We start from the raw sequence: 19,545 nt of genomic DNA on the forward strand, positions 1-19,545 counted from the left end.
TTTTGAACAGGTCCATTACACCAATTTCTTTACAACTTCTATGATCTGTTTGTCTTCAAATGGTTTTATAATAAAATTTGAAGCGCCATATTGAATAGCATCCCTGATCATATGTTCCGTTCCCATTGCAGTAATCACCACAATTTTTGCGGATGGATCAATGTCCATAATTTCTCTAATGGCATCAATACCTGATTTTCCTGGCATGTTAATATCCATCGTCACAACATCTGGCTTTAGCTGTTCGTATAATTTGACAGCCAAATAACCATCTTCAGCTTCAATCACTTCATAGTCTTCACCCTCTAGAATAAGTTTTAATGAGTTTCTCATAAATTCTGCGTCATCCACTACTAATATTTTTTTCATAATATCCACCAACCAATTGTTTGTCCTTAAGTCGTATACCCAATGTAATTCCAATGAACACATTTAATCCTATACCATAAATATAATTTTATACCATTCCAATACTTGTTTGATTTTCCCTGATGCAATATTCAGGCAGACCAATTACACCGGCAACATTATAGTAAACTCAGCAAACTCACCTTCTTCTGAATTCACATCAAGTTTCCCTGAATGCTTGTTCACAATAATGTCATAAGAAATACTCAATCCTAGGCCAACACCTTCACCAATATCTTTCAAAGAATAAAATGGTTTGAATATATCTTTGATCACTTGGCTGTCTATTCCAGTGCCATTGTCCCGAATTGTGCATCCGATATAATTATCCTTTTGAAAAGTCTTTATTTTAATGATCCCCCTATGCATGTCATCCTTTCTTTTAATGGAATCTAAGGCATTCATTAAAATATTAAGGAGGGTCTGGTTTATTTGATACCCAATTGCACGTACACTTGGCAACTTTTTATCTAAATCCAGTTGTAAATCTGCTACAAATTTCATTTCATTTCTTGTGAGGACAACTAGATTATCGATCCCATCGTTTAAATTATAATCTTCATAGGCTTCAAGCTGGTCCACCCTTGAAAAAAATCGAAGTCCATCAACAATTTTCCGAACCCGGTTCAGACCATCATCAGTGTCCTTATATAAATCTTCTAGGTCTTCTCTTATGAATTCGAGCTCTGTTTCAAGTTTGAGACTCTTCATTTCTTTTTTTATATCACTTGTTTCAGGAATATAGCCTGAAGCGTTCTCACATAATTTTTCCATACTCTCAATATACTCTTCAAATGTCTTGATATAGTCCTTAATGACATTGAAGTTACTCATGACAAATCCAAGGGGATTGTTTATTTCATGGGCAACACCTGCTGCTAAATGGCCCATGCTGGCCATTTGCTCTTGTTGGATAAGCTGGAGTTGGGTCTCTTGTATTTTTTCATTGAGTGCCATGAGTTTTGCATTTTGAGCCTGCATGGTCCTCATAGAACTTGAAACCTCTATTTCAAGCTCTCTTTGATGAATGGCATTTTGAATACGTGCTATGAATTCATCTGCATCAATTGGTTTACCAATATAGTCTGACGCACCAAGCTGAAAGCAATCTCTCATATAGGATTTGTCTGATAAGGATGTAAACATGATAACCTTCAGTGATTTGCTAATATCCCTGTCTTTAAGTTTAACAAGGACATCCATACCACTAAGCCCAGACATGATAATATCCAGTATCATAATATCTATATCCACTTGATCCAGTAGACTCAAAGCTTCTTTTCCTGATGCTGCTTTAAATATTTCCACATCTATTTTGTTTTCCCTCAAGACATCTTCAGCCATTTGTCTGATAACTCTTGAATCATCTACAATTAGAATCTTCATGAAATCACTCCAAATCCTCAGAAATAGGAAGCTTTATTGTGAAGCACGTGCCCTTACCCTCTTCTGATTCCACTTCTAGCACGCCACTGTGCTGCTCTACGATTATGTCCCACGCAATACTAAGACCCAGACCCGTTCCAATGCCCTCGGGTTTTGTTGTATAAAATGGATCATAAATTGTTTCTAATTTCTTCTTGGATATGCCTATTCCGTCATCACAAATTTTACAGCAAACAAAGGCACAGCAAGTGTAGGTCTTTATAGACAACTGACCCATATTGCCCTGATGTTTCTCTTTTATAGCGTAAACAGCGTTTACGATCATCCCAAGAATCACTTGATTGATCTTACTGCTATGAGCCTTCACAAGGGGAATCTCCCCATAATCAACATCCAGTTTGGCATCATATTTGAACTCATTTCTCGAAAGTGTTAAAGTTCGCTTTATCCCTTCGTTTAAATCGTACTCTATGACGTCATCACCTTCTCTAGCAAAACGTTTTAAGCCATTCACTATATTGAGTATTCGCTCCATCCCTTCATCGACATCAACAAATAAATCTTCAATATCAGTCAATATAAAGTCCATATCGCGATTTTTATAAAGCTTTCTGAGCCGATCAATAATCTCGTTTTCCTCATGACCCCTTATGGCTTCTTTAAACTCTTTTACAACCGTGGTGATGTCTGAAAAATAGTTATTAAGAGTGTCGAAATTACTTTTTATATAGCCTAGCGGATTAAAAATTTCATGGGCCACACCTGCTGCCAAGTGGCCAATACCTGCTAGCTTCTCTTGATTTATGAGTTTATGAGACACCTCTGTGTCCCTATCTTCTGAACTATGCATATCCTTCAAAGCAATAATGGCACATTTTCTTGAAGTACAGACTATTGATCCAATATGTATACTCACATCAATGCTATGTCCATGTATTTCTATTTGAATGTCTTGCATAGTGTTTGTCGCATTGTCTTCTAGTGAAGCCTTTAACCAGGTTTTTAATCTTTTTTGATCCTCATTTTTAAATAAGTCAATCAACTCTTCGGTTCTTACAATTTTCCTATCAAAAACACGACCAAACTCAATATTCTGTTCATATACATATTCACCGTCACAAACAACAATAGGAACAGGCATGAAATTGATGAATTCATGTTCATAGAGCATGAAAAAACCCCTTTCAGTTATCTAAAACTTAATCTATTATAGCTCTGTGAAGTCATTGGCTTTTGTCCACCACGTCTTCACTTGAAGTTTCAATATCCGGTATGTTTAGGGGCTCAAGTTCTATTTCAAGAATTAGAAGAACCTTGTCTCCCTTATATGTCACCTGTAAGCCTCCGCCAAGCGAGCGCATTAAATGATCTAGGAGAGTCACATTGACATAACGGACAAGCTCGTTTATTTCATGCATTGGCCTCGTTTCGTCTATAAGAAATGTCAACTTACACATGGGTGTTTTGCTCACTAAATAAATGTCGCTCTGCTTTACAACCACATTATAAATATTTCCAGATTGACACTTGAGTATATTCAAAAAAAGTTTCTTAAATACAAAAAGGAGAAGTTTGAAATTGGCTCTATACTCTCCTGCTGTCCCTTTAATACCAATGAAACTCACGTGTCTAGCATGCATATTGGGGTCGTACTTAATATCAGGATGTTGGGAAGCAAAAACAATTTGATTGATTTCACTTGAAAACTCAAAAAAATCCATGTTGGTAAACTCAGAAGGAAAATACTGTGCCATGTCTGCAAAAATACTGGCAATTTGCTTGACCACAGTGTTGTATTCAACAATAGTGAGTTCGCCATTAACGAGTCGCCTGCTCATATTGGAGATCATAGAAAATGAGTCCCGCTGAATATTAAAAACCTCATCAAAGTCTCTTTTTATTGACCTGAGTTTTTCATCATTTGATTTCAAAAGTTTTTGATAGAGCTCATTCTTTTTTGATACGGATTTTCTGAGCATTTCATTTTCGAATTTTACATTATAATAGTTTAAGGCGTCATTTATAACTTTTTTAAACTCATTCTCAAGGTCCCAAGGTTTGGTAATAAACTTATAAATATCAACTTGATTGATGGTCGCAAGCACTTGGGGCAACTGAGTATAACCAGACAAGACAATTTTCACAGTATCCGGATATTCCCGCTTAACTTGACGGAGAAGCTCAAGGCCGCTCATTCCAGGCATACGCATATCTGTAACGATGACGTTCACTTCATTTCTTTTCATGATTTTAAGCGCTTCTTGACCACTGCTGGCAAATAATTTTTTGTATTTTTCTCGCATAAGTCCACGTTTGAGGGATTTTAAGATATTCTCTTCATCATCAACGAAAAGGACTGTATTTTTACTTAGATCAGTTTCCATAATTTTGCCCCCCCTTCACTTATGTCAACGAACTTTTTCCAAGTTCCTTAGTAAACTCATCAATTACTCTATTTAAGTTATCCTCTTCAATACGCAAATAGTCTAAAACATCAACTTTTAGGGCCTGTGAAGAAGACTGGTCATCAAGCATTTTCCAAGAATAATAATTGGCAATATGCACAACACAAACCAGTTCCTTGTTCATAACGGCGTCATTGAGCGGGTCGTGATGGAACAAAGCTGCCTCAATAATTGGGACAGGTATTTCCCACCAGTTCAATAGATAACCACCTATTTTTTGATGGTCAACACCGATGGTCTCATTCTCTATTTCCACTATGCTCTTATTTGGATTTTCTTTCATAATATTTAGAGCCTCTTTAAACTCTTCCATGAAATACTGATAAATAATAACCCGACCAATATCACGAAGCAGGCCTGCAGATGCAAACATATTTGGCACCTTCTTGAAAAGGCACTTCTGATATATGGCATTCATAAGTCGGTTGGTCAAATTGACATGTTCCCACAACATTCTTTGCAAGTCCCTGTCAATTCCTAGACTGGTAAAAATGCCATTGGATAAAACAATATTTTTAACATTTATGAGCCCAATATACATAATTGCTTGGGAAATTGATCCGGTTTTGGCACCATAAAAAGCCGAATTGGCTACCCGAAGCAATTTGCTGGCTATAGACTGATCCTCTTCAAGTTTTTTAGCAATGGCTTCAATGTCGGCGTTTTCTTCAACCATACGACAGAGCTCAGCATATAAATCAGGGACAGTGGGCAGTTCATCTAAATTATTGATCAAATTTAGGAGCTTTTTGTCTTTAAGAATATCTTCCAGTTCAAAGAGGCGATCAATCAAAGATGTCAGTTCCTTATTGTCCCAGGGTTTGAACAAATATAATTTTGCAAGGTTATCTTCTAGAGCACTATAAATTTTTTTATTGTCTGTATAACCACTCAGTGCCACCCTAAGGGTAAGTGGGGACTCTGATTTAACTTGTCTTAAAAGCTCAAGTCCATCCATTTCGGGCATTCGAATATCAGTCACAAGCAGATCAAAATCATTGGATTCAATAAGCTGGAGAGCCTTTTCTCCGCTTTCAGCAAAATGAACTTCATAGTCACTGCTGACAAATAATCGTTTCAACGCACGCAGTATTTGCTTTTCATCATCAACAAATAATATTCTCTTCATACCAAGACCCCCGGTAATGATTCATATTCATATAGGATTGCATAATATACGGATTCATTCTCTCGTTCATGTTTTCCATGCAATTAATATTATTCTTACCCAATAAATTTCAAATAATACACACGAAAGAACCTGAGAACAGGGGCTAATATTGCATTTTTTTCAAAACTTGCCTTTACACATAGCACATGAGTGTGTATAATGAACTAAATTTATAAATATTCGTTCGTGTTTACGAACATATTGTAGTGTGACACAGAGGCCGCGGTTGTTATGAGTACCTTTAGGGAAAGGGGCTACCGCCGAAGCGTATTGATTACGTTGGGACCATACTTAATAGGTATGGTACTGTCTGTTATTCGCGTACCCAGCGAGTATAAGGAGTGCTGTCTCACACGGGGTAAAAGGTTTTTTTATTCGTATGCCTCAAAAGCAGACTGGCCCTTTTACGCCTATCTGCTTTTTTTAATACAAAAAAACAGGGCTTCAAGGAAAAATCATCCCCCGACGCACACTTCATTCTGAAAATATAAGGGCATAAGACACCCAAAGACTAAGTAATTTATATGGAGCGATAGAGTTCATCTAAGTATTCACACAATTCATAAGTCTTTGGCGAACTGGAGGAAAAATATGAGACGACTAGGAACAATGCGCGTCAATGACATGGGGAATCTAGAAATCGGCGGCTGTGATGCTGTCACTCTGGCAAGAAAATATGGAACCCCTCTTTATGTCATGGATCAAGCCACAATTGAAGAAAACTGTAGAACGTATAGCTCGACATTTACACATCCAAAAATACAAACAGAAGTGATTTATGCATCCAAAGCCTTCTTGACCCTATCCATGTGCAGGCTTATTAAAGAAGAGGGACTCTCCCTTGATGTTGTTTCAGGTGGTGAGCTTTATACAGCTATGCAAGCTGACTTCCCGGCCGAAAAAATATACTTTCACGGCAACAATAAAACCGTTGACGAGCTTATTATGGCCCTTAATTACGGGGTCCGTCGAATTGTTATCGACAATGAGAATGAAATTGAAATTCTTGAATATCTATGCTCTGAACTGGATAAGTCTATAGAGGTGCTTATTCGACTTAACCCAGGTATTGAAGCCCATACGCATGAATATATCCAAACAGCAAACAATGACTCTAAGTTTGGAATTTCCATTCATAGCGACCACATTTGCTCTGTCATCAACAGACTGACAGACTCCTATTTCATTGACTTGAAGGGGTTTCATTATCACATTGGCTCACAAATTCTTGATGCTGAGTCATTCACTAAAGCCATCGACGCAATGATGGACTTTCTTGATCATACAAGAACTGAGTGTGGCTACACAGCCCTTGAACTCAATCTTGGTGGCGGATTTGGTATTTACTATTCAGAAGCCGATACACCACTTGATGTTGGTGGTATGATGAAGCAAATATTTAATACAGTGCTTTCCAAATCAAAAGCGCTCAAGTTCCCACTTCCAAAGCTTCTCATTGAACCAGGGCGCGCCATTGTCGGGAATGCAGGCACAACCCTTTACAAGGTTGGTGGCATTAAAGAAACCTATGGTGGCAGAACCTTTGTCTTTGTTGATGGGGGCATGGCTGATAATCCAAGAACAGCCCTTTATGATTCCGTTTATGAAGCTGCAATTGCCAACAAAATGACCTTGGATATTTCAACAAAATACACTGTAGCAGGCAAGTGTTGTGAATCTGGAGACATTCTAATTCGAGAAATTCATCTCCCTTCTGCAGAACGAGATGATATTCTGGCCATTGCAAGCACAGGCGCTTATAACTACTCAATGGCAAGCAACTATAACAGACTTAGAAAGCCTGCTGTGGTTTTTGTAAAAAACGGGCATTCTCAACTTGTTGTTAAGCGTGAGACCTATGAAGACATTCTGAGAAATGACATTTAGGAGGTAGGAATATGAATAATCTATATGTCGTTAAATATGGCGGTACTTCCGTTGGGAGTATTGAAAAAATAAAAGAAGTGGCAACGCGCCTAGTGGAGCGCAAAACCCAAGGAGACAATCTGGTGGTTGTGGTGTCTGCCATGGGAAACACAACCAATGCCCTAGTTGAAATGGCAAAGGAAGTCTCACCAGAACCATGTCACCGTGATATGGATATGTTGCTTTCCACAGGCGAGCAGGTTTCTATTTCTCTACTGAGCATGGCTATAAAATCCCTGGGACACGAATCTGTTTCCTATACTGGCCCTCAGGCTGGTATCATCACAGACAACTCCCATACTAGGGCACGAATCAGCCAGGTGGATAATGCGAAAATATCTGGTGCCTTGGAAAATGGGAAAATTGTTATAATTGCCGGTTTTCAAGGTGTCACCGAAGAAGGAGAAATCACCACACTTGGACGAGGTGGGTCAGATACAACAGCTGTATGCCTCGCTGCCAGCTTAAATTGTCCCTGTGAAATATATACAGATGTTGACGGTGTCTATTCTATTGATCCAAGGGTCTACCCACAGGCTAAAAAACTGGACTACATTTGCTACGATGAAATGCTGGAGATGGCAAGTCTTGGTGCAAAAGTTTTAGAAACGAGAGCTGTTGAACTTGCCAGCAAATTTCAAGTGCCCCTTACGGTGGCCCTGAGCACAGGCAATTATTCTGGTACGCTTATAAAGGAGAGAGACATAGAGATGGAAAAACGCGTCGTTACAGGACTCACTATAGAAGACAACTGCCTTATGGTATCACTTAACCGAATTCCTTTTGAATCTAAAAATATCACTGAAATTTTTGCACGCCTCGCAGGCAACAATGTTTTTGTTGATATGATCAGTCAAACAGCCCCATATAATAGCTTTGTCAACGTTTCATTCTCAACGTATGAATCTTCTAAGCACCAAGTGAAAGAGATTGTTCACAATCTAAAAAAAGACTACCCTACCCTTGATTACTTGATTGACGCCAGTGTCATAAAGCTGTCTGTCGTGGGTATAGGTATGCTAAGTCAATCGGGTGTAGCAGCTGATTTATTCAGACTCTTCTCTGATAACAATATTGATTTTTATCAAGTAACGACATCAGAAATTAGTATCTCCTATACGATCGATGCAAATGATAAAGATCGTGCTGTTGAAATTATTGCACAACATTTCAACCTATAATATGCCCTCAAATGCAAAATGCAATCATATAGGAACTTGCAAGGCTAGGTCCGCATCCAAATCTAATGGATCATTCTCTCACTCATGATCTGGATTTGCAAGTTTCCCAAACAAGAAAGAGTCACTAGGACAACTATAAATAGTTGTATAGTGACTCTTTTTTGTCTTTATAAGCTGGCTGTTTTAGTCTGTTCCCGACTCTTGTCCTCCCCTAAAAATGCCACGAATTTCTTGACCAGTTCCTTATCAAACTGGGAGCCTGCACTGGCTTTTATATGTTCTATTGCTTCTTCTTTTGTCCACGCTCCCCTATATGGCCTATCGCTGGTTAAGGCATCGAACACATCTACAATTGCAAAAATTCTAGCAGATAGTGGAATTTTTCTACCCTTAAGGCCTTCAGGATACCCATTTCCGTTATACCACTCATGGTGGTAATAAGGAATAAGTGCAGCTTCTTCTAGAAAGCTAATGGGTTTTAACAATTTTTTGGCATAGACAGGGTGCAGTTTCATCTGCTCCCATTCTTCTCGATTTAAGGGGCCTTTTTTATTAAGGATTGTATCCGAAACCCCTATTTTACCTATGTCATGCATAAGGCATCCATACTTAAAAGCTTTCATATCCATGCCGATATAGCCAAGATATTCTGCAAACTCTATCGCCAACTCTGTCACCCGGAAGGTGTGTCCTTCTGTTGCAACATCCCTAATCTCCAAGGCTCTTGACCAGCCCTCTATTGTGCTGTCATATGCGTTAACAAGCTCCTCATTCTTATCGATAATACTTTGATAGAGCCTATTGGTTTCAATAGCCACAGCGGCTTGATTGCCAATGGTTTGAAGAAATGACACATGCTCTTTGTCTGGAATCTCTTTCCCACGAACAAAGGCTTCAAAGACACCGATGAATTTATCTTTAGCATGAAGAGGCACCATATATGCATGTCTAAAGCGCTCAATTCGCATTCTGGTTTTTAGGTCCGGACAGGTTTTAAAATGTATGTCGCCAAGATGCATGGGAAGCTTCTGTGGGTGAACAAGCATGGCCATCCACTCAAGGGAAATCTTGACACTTAGCTTTTTGAAGTCAGGGCCTGAAAACCCATGTCCCGTGAAATAATCTAGCTGTTGTGTTTTATTATCAAATAACATGACATCCACTGCATCGACCTCAACTGTATCCAGTGTCTGTTGGCAAACCGTATTAAGAACTTCAACAAGATCAGTGCTTCGCAGTATTGCTATGTCTATTTCACGAAGGGCTTTTAACTTTTTGTTTTGAATTTTAAGTTCATTTTCATTAACAACCCGACTGGTTATATCGTTTGACATGATAAGAACCCCTTCGGGTACTTTCTGAAGGACCAGTTCAAACCATCCCTTGCTTTGGTCAGGATAATCAAACTCGTTGACCATGCGTGAAGGCATCCCATAGTCCATACAATTTTTCAATTTTATAAATAGTTCGCTGTCTTCAATACCAGGATAGCATTCCATCATGGTACGACCTATCAGCATGGGTCTAGACATTTTACTCTGCCTAACCACAGCGTCATTTAAATAAACATACCTATATTCTTCATCTATTACCTGGCAACCTTCCAGTAAATAGTCAAACACTTTATAGCGTTCATCGTCACTATGGTACATTTTCTCACCACCAATTCTAGGGAATAAATGTTACACCATTTTATAAATACCACAAAACTGGTGACGTAATCGGTTTTAGATACCATTGTTGAATTTTATTGCCTTAAAATTAAATGTCAGACCAAACAGTCTTTATAGATCCATGAACTTTTCAATATAATCATAATAAATAGATAAAGCCCCTTCCTTATATTATTGGAAGGGGCTTTACTATAGCGGACCTACAAACCTTTAATTTAGTACGTTTTGCTCCCATAACACTCGAAGCATCTGTGCTGCTTCCGCCCTTGTTGCTTTTTTGAGCGGTCTGAATGAACCGTCTTTAAACCCACCAATCAAGCCTTGTTCTCTAGCGTCATAGACGGCATCATAAGCATACTCTGACACCTTATCATCATCAATAAAGTATTCAGACTCTCTGATTGGCACTGAATTTTTAATGGTGCCATCATTTATAAGCGCTTCGGCTTTTGAAAGCATCAGCGCCATATCTTGCCTTGATACAGGTTCATCGGGGGCAAATTTCCCACCACCGACGCCACTAACAAGCCCATTGACTGCGGCTATGGCAACTTGATCATAGTACCAATCCGACTTTGAAACATCTTTAAAGTTTCCATTGACTAGGCCTTGCAAGTCCATAGCATTCACAAGATAAGCTGTGAACTCTGCCCTTGTGATGTTTTCATCTGGGGCAAAGCTGGTATTTGATCTCCCTCTTGTAATGTCATTGGCGCTCATAAGTTCAATGGTCTCCTTTGCCCAGTGGTTCTCAATGTCATTAAAGTCGACATTCACTTTGAGGACAGCGTACTTGCTAAAGTGCGGTGCCTTAAATTTAGCCACACCATTTACAATTTTCGATGGTACATTTTCCCATTTTTCAAACTCATCATTATAAACAAAGACGCTTAACAAATGAGATTTTGTCTTAAGCATTTGTGCCATTTTTTCTACATTCATTGTCAGTTCAGGTCTTTCAGTACCAATGGAAATATCCTTGTCTCCAGATTTGAACTCAATGTCCATAACATCTGATGCAATATCTACCTCTAGTCCTGATTCAGTTATGCGACCCTTAAGGTTTTGAAGGTCTTGGCCTTCAAGACGCTCTACCTTTACTGACAGATTGCCTTCTCCCAGTTTTTTAATTAGGTCACTGGAAACTCTGAATGACATTTTCGGCATTTCAAGTTCCACATCAGCTTTTGTTTCTCTCAACTCTGATACTAAGTCAGTTTGCAAGTTGATCTCGTAAGCCGCCTTATCCCCTTCAACTTCAAGGTGGATACGTGGACGAATAGATGCCGTATCACTTGATAATGGGCTTTGAGACAATTGCTTGACCAATTCTTTTGCTGTTTCAACAGAGTCTTCCAGTTCCTTCTTGATATCTGTCAGTGAAACATCGACTTTTGCATTATTATAAGAAACATATCCCGTCTTCTCCATCACGCTTTGAATAAGATTCTTTAGGTCACCGGCCTTCTCTAGGCTACCCTCTGCTATTTCTTCTTCTTCAACTTTAATGATGGTGTTTCCTTGCTCTTGACCACTTGAACTGCTTGCACTTTTCTTGTCAGATGAAGTCCTTTTACTGCTAGAACCATTCTCACCAGACTGATTATTCGTCTTGTCATTTATGATAATCGTTTGCATAAAGACCTCTTGATTAAACTTGACAGTGATTGTATGTGTTCCCCTACCTATGTTTTCACTGTTTAGAGTGTGTTTAAATGTGCCATTATCCCTCGTTTCAAAAGTCTGACCCTTTTCTTGATCATCTATCAAGTAGACTAGATGGGCTTTTGATTTTTGCCCATTCACTTCGACTTGGCCCTTTAAATCAATTTTTTGACCAAGTTTATAGGTCGCTTTTAATGTTTTTACGAAGAGATTGTAGTCATATAGCATTTCACTAGAAGCTTTCGCAATCTGGTCTTTATAGGACACTTCAAATCTTACCGCGCCTTCTGGACAACCACTTGTGTCATAGCTGTAAGAGAAAGTGCCATCTTCATTTGGTTCTATCTGCCCCTCTGTCACTAAAGTGTCTGTCTTGTCGTAAATTGCCAGCTTTAATGTTGATGTCAGAGGCTTTCCATCTTTCTCACCTCGTCCAGACAAGAGGACACGGTCTCCATACATGTAGGATTTTTCTAGTGGCTCTAGACTTAAATCCGTGTAAGAAATGAGCTGTGTTTCCAGTTCAGACTCTTGACCTTCATAGGTCGCTTTAATATGAAGCTCACCGGACTTGCACTCAAGTGTGCTAAACGTGTAGGCAAAGCGTCCTTCTTCATCAGCTATTAGAGTTTCAACCTGACTCTTTTCACCTTGGGTAAAGGTCAATTTAACCTGACCCTCAACAGGACTTGTATTCCTGCTGATTTGGCCGCTAACTAAAATATTTTCACCCAATTTGTAGGTGTCTGAAACACTCTGACTTTCAAGAGCATATACAGGATGAACCTTCAAGATCTTGCTTTGAGTCCTACCTTTATAAGCAAGTCTAATCTCATAGTTTCCATCCATTTTAAAGACTGACTTAGGAATACTTAGGCTGTAGTGACCATCAGACTTTGTCATAACGGCCTCTTTATAGAGACTTTCTGTGTTGATGGTTTTGTCCTGGTCAAAGACCGTGATTTCGACCTGGTCAGCCAGTGGATTATGGTTCTTTTCCACCGAACCGGACACACTTATACCCTGTCCATAATCGATTTCTTCCCTTGATAGTTCAATACTTGAATCATAAACATCCTCTATGATTTCAAAGTTCAGTTTAAGACTTTGATCTCGGTACTCAAGAATTAATTCATGCTGTCCAGTTCCAATTTCCTGTGCTGATTTGATCATTTTAAAGATACCATTTTCGGCTCTTAGTGTTTCCCTTTGACTTCCATCCACACTCAAGGTAACATCTTCTGATACTCCATGACCATTTGTAGAAATCTGACCTTCCACTACGACGTCTTGGCTTTCATAGTAGGTGGTCTGTATGCTACTTGCTGTAAGCTGATAGTCATTTTGAACCACTTCAACATCCACGCTCTTGACCACATCACCATACTGAATAAATAAGACGTGACTGCCCAAACCACTGTCTATGTCATAGCTGTAAGAGAAAGTGCCATCTTCATTTGGTTCTATCTGCCCCTCTGTCACTAAAGTGTCTGTCTTGTCGTAAATAGCCAGCTTTAATGTTGATGTCAGAGGCTTTCCATCTTTCTCACCTCGTCCAGACAAGAGGACACTATCTCCATACATGTAGGATTTTTCTAGTGGCTCTAGGCTTAACTCCGTGTAAGAAATGAGCTGTGTTTCCAGTTCAGACTCTTGACCTTCATAGGTCGCTTTAATATGAAGCTCACCGGACTTGCACTCAAGTGTGCTAAACGTGTAGGCAAAGCGTCCTTCTTCATCAGCTATTAGAGTTTCAACCTGACTCTTTTCACCTTGGGTAAAGGTCAATTTAACCTGACCCTCAACAGGACTTGTATTCCTGCTGATTTGGCCGCTAACTAAAATATTTTCACCCAATTTGTAGGTGTCTGAAACACTCTGACTTTCAAGAGCATATACAGGATGAACCTTCAAGATCTTGCTTTGAGTCCTACCTTTATAAGCAAGTCTAATCTCATAGTTTCCATCCATTTTAAAGACTGACTTAGGAATACTTAGGCTGTAGTGACCATCAGACTTTGTCATAACGGCCTCTTTATAGAGACTTTCTGTGTTGATGGTTTTGTCCTGGTCAAAGACCGTGATTTCGACCTGGTCAGCCAGTGGATTATGGTTCTTTTCCACCGAACCGGACACACTTATACCCTGTCCATAATCGATTTCTTCCCTTGATAGTTCAATACTTGAATCATAAACATCCTCTATGATTTCAAAGTTCAGTTTAAGACTTTGATCTCGGTACTCAAGAATTAATTCATGCTGTCCAGTTCCAATTTCCTGTGCTGATTTGATCATTTTAAAGATACCATTTTCGGCTCTTAGTGTTTCCCTTTGACTTCCATCCACACTCAAGGTAACATCTTCTGATACTCCATGACCATTTGTAGAAATCTGACCTTCCACTACGACGTCTTGGCTTTCATAGTAGGTGGTCTGTATGCTACTTGCTGTAAGCTGATAGTCATTTTGAACCACTTCAACATCCACGCTCTTGACCACATCACCATACTGAATAAATAAGACGTGACTGCCCAAACCAATATCATGGGTGGATAAGTCTATATCCAAAGTGCCATCTACATCTGTTTGATGGTCTGATTGGTAAATGTCATCAACATACAAGCTTACCTTACCACTTTCGCCCTTGCCGTTTTCAAGGCTCTGACCTCGAATATTGATTGTTTGCCCTTCATAGTAATACTCTGACACATCCTCTATGTCTAGGATGTATTCAATTTTTTCTTTTACTTCGATGGTCTTCTCAATCACAGCATCACCAAAGGCAAGTTTTAAAATAACCTTACCCTCTTTAAAATTCTCTGTGCCAATCTTACACTCGAATGTGCCATCAAATTTTGACAGCAGTTCATCAACATAAGAAATAGCCTGACCTTTTTCATCAGTGACTTTTACAGTGATAATGCCTACAACAGGGGTATCATTTTCACTTATTTGACCTTTTAAAACAAGGGGACTATCTTTTCTTACCACATCACCAACTTGACAGGTCATCTTTCTATCCACTTGAGTGGACACCTCAGAAATAGAAAAACCTGCACTGTCTACCATAGACCCATGCCTTGCCTTTAGAATGTAGTATCCCTCTTTCATACCATGTGAGGAGACTTTTATATTAAAGTCTCCATTATGGTCGGTCTGTATTTCATCAATATAATAAACAGCGGTATTTTCCCAGTTCTTTATTATAATTGTTACTGGTTCATCATATTTGGTATTATTGACTGCACCTTGAATCTCTATAGTTTCATTAACATTATAGTTTTTTTTGCTTGTGGCAACATAAAATGAACCCGAAGCAAAACATGGGACAATCTGACAAGTAAACATGGATACCAATATGATCATGGCTAATATTTTACGATACATCTGAACCTCCCGACTTTACCGAATCTCAAATTCAACTGATTTAGAATTTGCAATTGGTCTTTGCTCATCCAAAGAGTTCCAGAAGTAAACCTCCACATCGTAATAACCCGCTTCAAAGTCAAATGTTTCAAACCCAATCCGATATGTTTGAGACGCAGCTGTATTCAAATCTAATTCTGGGAACATGGAGAATTTTTTCATGGTCATAATACCATTCTTCTCATACTTAACGTTTATAAGGAGGTCACCTTTAACCATTTTATCCACTATGTTTTCAACAGCAACTTCAACATAGACCATATCATTTTCACCGAATAGAGCCTTTTCACTGCCGCTTAAATCCAGTGTTTTAACTGTGTCGATTCTTGCTTCCAGGTCTGAAGGAATATACATGTTAAGCAAGGCCATGGTTTCACCATAGGTCACACTGGTTGGATCATCAGTTTCCCAATCAACGCCCAACCGCTCAAGCTGATTTAGAACATCATTATAGTCTGGCACGGCATATCCAGCAGATTTCAACTTGAAAACAGCCACCGTTTTAGAACTTACGCCAAGACCAACACCAAATGAACCATCCCCCATACCGGCTGTCCATCCTTGATAAGAAGCATACCAAACAAATGGCGCAAACCAGTCATTTTCGTCTACATCTGTATAATCAAAGGGAATGTCAAATAATGAAGCTTCGTCATAGACTCCAAAGAGCTTAGGAACAAGTGTCATAAACATTTCACGGGTCAAAACTTCGTTTTGATCAGGATTTGGTATAGCAGCATTTTCAAGTGAGACCTGTACAATAACAGGATCATGGTCTGAACTACGACCAGATACTTTTGTCACCATAGAGTTTGCATTAACAATGTCTACCTGCGCGGTTTGAAGCATGTTATTAGAAATCAAAATATGGTCTAAAACCTGTGAGTTTCCATTATGGATATAAGTCATTCGCTCATTAACAGGAAGCTTGTCGATCATATTTGTTAGAACATTATCATCTGATTTTCCCTTAAGAAGATTCACGGTTTCTGAGTACTCATAGTCATTTAAGTCCCCAACAACCACCACATTGGCATTTTCATTATCCTTTAATACGGTATCAATAAAATCATTGATGGCCTGGGCCTGTCCATGACGTTTTGGCTCTGACCCCTTAACCGGTGGTTGATTCGGACCAAATTCACCTTCATCGCCACGTTTAGAACTTAAGTGATTGGCGATGACAACAACTGATTCTCCCTTGAAAATAAATTCTGCTGCAAGGGACCTTCTTGTTGATTCGAAGTTTTCATTGTTTGTTGCCACACGTCCTGGATTTTTTGTAAGGTGTCCATTAACATAAGTCGTATTTTCCGTATTTGATCCTTTTGGTGCCTCATTTAGAGTCACCCGATTGGCATTATATAAATAGCCCACACGGATATTTCCACCTGGTTCTCCACCTTCATTCTTATCAACTGGAGCAATATCGACATACTTGTAGTCAACAGACTCTGAGCTTAGTTTATGAATGGCTTCTATGAGAACGGCTGCATTTTCATTTGCTGATGTGATGCCATTGTCAGTTGCACCATTGTTATCCTGCATTTCTATAACAGCAACCACATCTGGACTCTTAAGCTCCAGTGCTATTGTTCCTGCAATCCGCTCGATTTTTTCAGCTTCCACACCCTTATGGAAATTTTCAATATTGAAAGAAGCAATGGTTAATTTATCCGCATTAAATTCAATACTTGTCTGTCCAAGCTTTAAACCTCCATCAATAAGTTTCGGTAGAGGCTCGGTATTGAGAACCTTGTATTTTCCAAATCCGAAGCTCATAACCCCTTCAATCGAACTTTCGAACTTGTCCCCAACCTTAGGTGCAAAGCTTGAATCATAGTATGTTTTACTAGACCCTGAAATTGGAATAAGAACATCGTCAATATGGATAATTTCTGGATTATGGTCTGTGGCAGTGGCCTTGATGCCCCCATACGGCGTCCGTTTACCTTCAGAGGCCTTTCCATTATCCGCCAGTACAGAAAATTCTCCGTACCGTTCATCCATGCCAACCACAACTGGATCATTCACTTTAACAAGCATACCTTCTAAGGACTCGTAGTAATCAAGGGCATCTTGCTCTGGATCATAACTTGTGTTGCCATCATCATCAATGTGGTCAGTTATTAGGGTTCTTCCTCCTTCACCAAGAACGACAGCTTGTGGTAAGGCTTGTCCACTTGCAATAACAGTCACTGTAGCATTTTCTATAACTGTTTCCAAGTTGTCTAGATCATAAATGCCATTTTTCACTTCTTTAACCTCACCACTTACAAGAACTAGGTCTCCCGTCTTGTAACCATAGGTGTCATTCATTTTTATAAATATACCTTCAGAAGTTCCAATGTTATTATCAATATTTTGGTCTGGTGTTTGAATATACAGGCCTTTTTGAAAATTATCCTTGAAGGATACAGCCGTTACAATGCCCTTAACATTAGAAACACTCTGGTTTACATAAGGAGATGTATGACCTTCCCCTTGAAGGGTATGCATATAGATAAACTCACCTAGTTTATACTCATATGTTATAACTGGTGTGTCTTCAAGACCCTCTTTTACAGCCATAACTTTTATTACAAGATTGTCTTCATCGATTTGAATCAATGTGTTCTCATCATATAAAACCCCCGTTTGAGGTGTTGGATCAGGAATGTTTTTATCTGCCCCTTGAGTGAAATATATTTGAGCCCCTTGTGTTTCTGTGGAAAGTTTGATTTGTGTTCCACTTTCAACTTCTGTAACTGCCTTTTTATCTCCGAGTGACGGCTTGACCGGATAGACCTTGCTCGTGCTCCATACAAAATCGTCTGCATTTCTTGTGAATATTTTATAGCCATAGTTGTACTTGACAAGACCTGTGATAGACTCGTACGCTTCCCCTATTTCAAGGCTTATATCTCCAGATGGCATTAGAAGTGTTTGTCCCTCAGAATCTTTAATCGTGTAATTCCCATATTTGTCAACTGAAGCTATTTCAATATTTTTAATTGTTATGAGTTCGCCCTCTGTCTCCTCATTCACTGAAGTACTGGTCACAAGTTGTGGACTTGTTACATGCCCTGATGAAATAACTTCCACTGCATCAATAGACAAGGGATGAATTTGAGACATGGTCTTATAAACCTCGATACGTCCCTTCACTCGAATCTTGTCGCCCTCATTGACAGAAAGATCTTTCACCTTATATGCGCTTAAAATAATGCCTGCCGTATCGTCCTGCATATAATAGTCATAACTTCCGACTTTTCCAGTGACAACACCTTCAATAATAGCCAGTTCCCCATCGTTATTTCTTATATTCGAAATGGTGTCTTTAACAAGAAGGGTGTATTTAAACTGGACCACGTCACTATCGAGCATGCCATCTTTCTTAGCAAAAGCCCTAATAATCGTGTCTTCATTGATCTCGATAGGTTCTGTAAATTGAACAAAATCAGACTTTTCATCAGACTCTGTTGAATAATAAATGTCTGCATCTTTGTCCTCATGCATGAGGGTAATTGTCGTGCCGGCTTCTACGACAGCGTCTCCTACAGCATGGTATACCTGAGAAAGCTTGTTCTCAGGCATGATGCCATCAAATGCATGCTGACCTAAATCAGAAACATCGTTCTTCCCCTTCTTTATCCATTCACTTTCAAGAAAAGATCCAGGTGTTGTATTGCCCTGGTCAACACTTGGCTTTCTTATTTGTGTGACGTCTTTACCGAAGTTCACCTCTTCCATTGGGCCCACTATATCTAAAACCCGCCCGGTGGTTTTATTGATAAGCTTGTAAGAGTCATCCCCATTATGGCTCATGGAAGTGTTGTAATTGTACAAAGCGCCCCTTTCACTAAGCATTTGTTCTGTTATGTAGGCTGGAGTGGTGCTATTTTCCCTTGAATAGTACATAACAAATGTCTGTGAAGGCGCTATCGTTTTTGCTCCATTATCATCCACAAGAGCCATAGCTTCCCCTTCAGCTTGCCCTTTACTGTGATAAGAGAGTTCATAGTCACTTAACTTGATGGCCCCGTCTGAGGTGTTGAAAATTTCTATGGCCTTGTTATAACCACTCCCCTCAACATACTCTGAAATAATCAAATCCCCTTTTACACTTTCAGCCCAAGATATCTGATTTACAGGTCCTACTGCAAAACTAGAAATCACCAAGGCCATGACCAGTAAATGACTGATCAGCTTTTTCATTCTCACTTTTAACATGTTGTTCCTCCCCTTAAAAAATAGAATTGAGT

10 protein-coding genes and 1 riboswitch are annotated in these 19,545 nt (G+C 39.2%); of the genes, 2 read left to right on the forward strand and 8 right to left on the reverse strand.

Translation table 11 applies throughout. The annotated features are described in order from the left end of the window. Window positions 1–15: 15 nt before the first annotated feature. The 5 genes from ACQ4KW_RS17545 to ACQ4KW_RS17565 form a co-directional block, all read right to left on the reverse strand. Window positions 16–369 carry a response regulator gene (locus ACQ4KW_RS17545; protein WP_430883734.1) on the reverse strand — a complete coding sequence of 118 codons (354 nt, stop codon included), beginning with the start codon at window positions 367–369 and terminating at the stop codon, window positions 16–18. Between the two features lie 144 nt (window positions 370–513). Further along, window positions 514–1,794, reverse strand: a complete 1,281-nt coding sequence (locus tag ACQ4KW_RS17550) for a response regulator (protein WP_430883735.1) — start codon at window positions 1,792–1,794, stop codon at window positions 514–516. A gap of 4 nt (window positions 1,795–1,798) precedes the next feature. Then, window positions 1,799–2,965 (reverse strand): sensor histidine kinase, encoded by a 1,167-nt coding sequence (locus tag ACQ4KW_RS17555; protein ID WP_430883736.1) that lies wholly within the window; start codon window positions 2,963–2,965, stop codon window positions 1,799–1,801. Window positions 2,966–3,017: 52 nt separating this feature from the next. After that, entirely contained in the window at window positions 3,018–4,178 is a 1,161-nt protein-coding gene (locus ACQ4KW_RS17560; RefSeq protein ID WP_430883737.1) for a response regulator, read from the reverse strand. Window positions 4,179–4,197: 19 nt separating this feature from the next. Beyond that, window positions 4,198–5,388 (reverse strand): HDOD domain-containing protein, encoded by a 1,191-nt coding sequence (locus tag ACQ4KW_RS17565; RefSeq protein WP_430883738.1) that lies wholly within the window; start codon window positions 5,386–5,388, stop codon window positions 4,198–4,200. A 248-nt stretch (window positions 5,389–5,636) separates the two neighbouring features. Next, a riboswitch (Lysine riboswitch) is annotated at window positions 5,637–5,785 on the forward strand. 236 nt (window positions 5,786–6,021) lie between these two features. Here ACQ4KW_RS17565 and lysA point away from each other — a divergent pair. Both lysA and ACQ4KW_RS17575 read left to right on the forward strand, forming a co-directional pair. Beyond that, on the forward strand, window positions 6,022–7,317 hold the full coding sequence (lysA, locus tag ACQ4KW_RS17570) for a diaminopimelate decarboxylase (protein WP_430883739.1): 1,296 nt from the start codon (window positions 6,022–6,024) through the stop codon (window positions 7,315–7,317). Window positions 7,318–7,328: 11 nt separating this feature from the next. After that, window positions 7,329–8,537, forward strand: coding sequence for an aspartate kinase (locus ACQ4KW_RS17575; RefSeq protein ID WP_430883740.1), 1,209 nt, complete (start codon window positions 7,329–7,331; stop codon window positions 8,535–8,537). Between the two features lie 167 nt (window positions 8,538–8,704). Here ACQ4KW_RS17575 and ACQ4KW_RS17580 read toward each other — a convergent pair whose 3' ends face one another. From ACQ4KW_RS17580 to ACQ4KW_RS17590, 3 genes are all read right to left on the reverse strand, one after another. Further along, complete coding sequence (locus ACQ4KW_RS17580; RefSeq protein WP_430883741.1) at window positions 8,705–10,189, reverse strand: HD domain-containing phosphohydrolase; 1,485 nt, start codon at window positions 10,187–10,189, stop codon at window positions 8,705–8,707. A gap of 231 nt (window positions 10,190–10,420) precedes the next feature. Beyond that, the gene (locus ACQ4KW_RS17585) at window positions 10,421–15,262 is read right to left on the reverse strand and encodes an S-layer homology domain-containing protein (protein WP_430883742.1); all 4,842 of its coding nucleotides are present in this window, start codon (window positions 15,260–15,262) and stop codon (window positions 10,421–10,423) included. Between the two features lie 15 nt (window positions 15,263–15,277). Beyond that, entirely contained in the window at window positions 15,278–19,513 is a 4,236-nt protein-coding gene (locus ACQ4KW_RS17590) for a chitobiase/beta-hexosaminidase C-terminal domain-containing protein (protein WP_430883743.1), read from the reverse strand. Window positions 19,514–19,545: the final 32 nt, after the last annotated feature.

This window comes from Tianxiuia mixotrophica (assembly GCF_050596425.1).
Lineage (GTDB): Bacteria > Bacillota > Clostridia > Peptostreptococcales > Acidaminobacteraceae.

Excerpts from the sequence above, each read along its gene's own strand:
- ACQ4KW_RS17545 (WP_430883734.1), bottom strand. The coding sequence starts at position 369 with ATGAAAAAAATATTAGTAGTGGATGACGCAGAATTTATGAGAAACTCA.
- ACQ4KW_RS17550 (WP_430883735.1), bottom strand. The coding sequence starts at position 1,794 with ATGAAGATTCTAATTGTAGATGATTCAAGAGTTATCAGACAAATGGCT.
- ACQ4KW_RS17555 (WP_430883736.1), bottom strand. The coding sequence starts at position 2,965 with ATGCTCTATGAACATGAATTCATCAATTTCATGCCTGTTCCTATTGTT.
- ACQ4KW_RS17560 (WP_430883737.1), bottom strand. The coding sequence starts at position 4,178 with ATGGAAACTGATCTAAGTAAAAATACAGTCCTTTTCGTTGATGATGAA.
- ACQ4KW_RS17565 (WP_430883738.1), bottom strand. The coding sequence starts at position 5,388 with ATGAAGAGAATATTATTTGTTGATGATGAAAAGCAAATACTGCGTGCG.
- lysA (WP_430883739.1), top strand. The coding sequence starts at position 6,022 with ATGAGACGACTAGGAACAATGCGCGTCAATGACATGGGGAATCTAGAA.
- ACQ4KW_RS17575 (WP_430883740.1), top strand. The coding sequence starts at position 7,329 with ATGAATAATCTATATGTCGTTAAATATGGCGGTACTTCCGTTGGGAGT.
- ACQ4KW_RS17580 (WP_430883741.1), bottom strand. The coding sequence starts at position 10,189 with ATGTACCATAGTGACGATGAACGCTATAAAGTGTTTGACTATTTACTG.
- ACQ4KW_RS17585 (WP_430883742.1), bottom strand. The coding sequence starts at position 15,262 with ATGTATCGTAAAATATTAGCCATGATCATATTGGTATCCATGTTTACT.
- ACQ4KW_RS17590 (WP_430883743.1), bottom strand. The coding sequence starts at position 19,513 with ATGTTAAAAGTGAGAATGAAAAAGCTGATCAGTCATTTACTGGTCATG.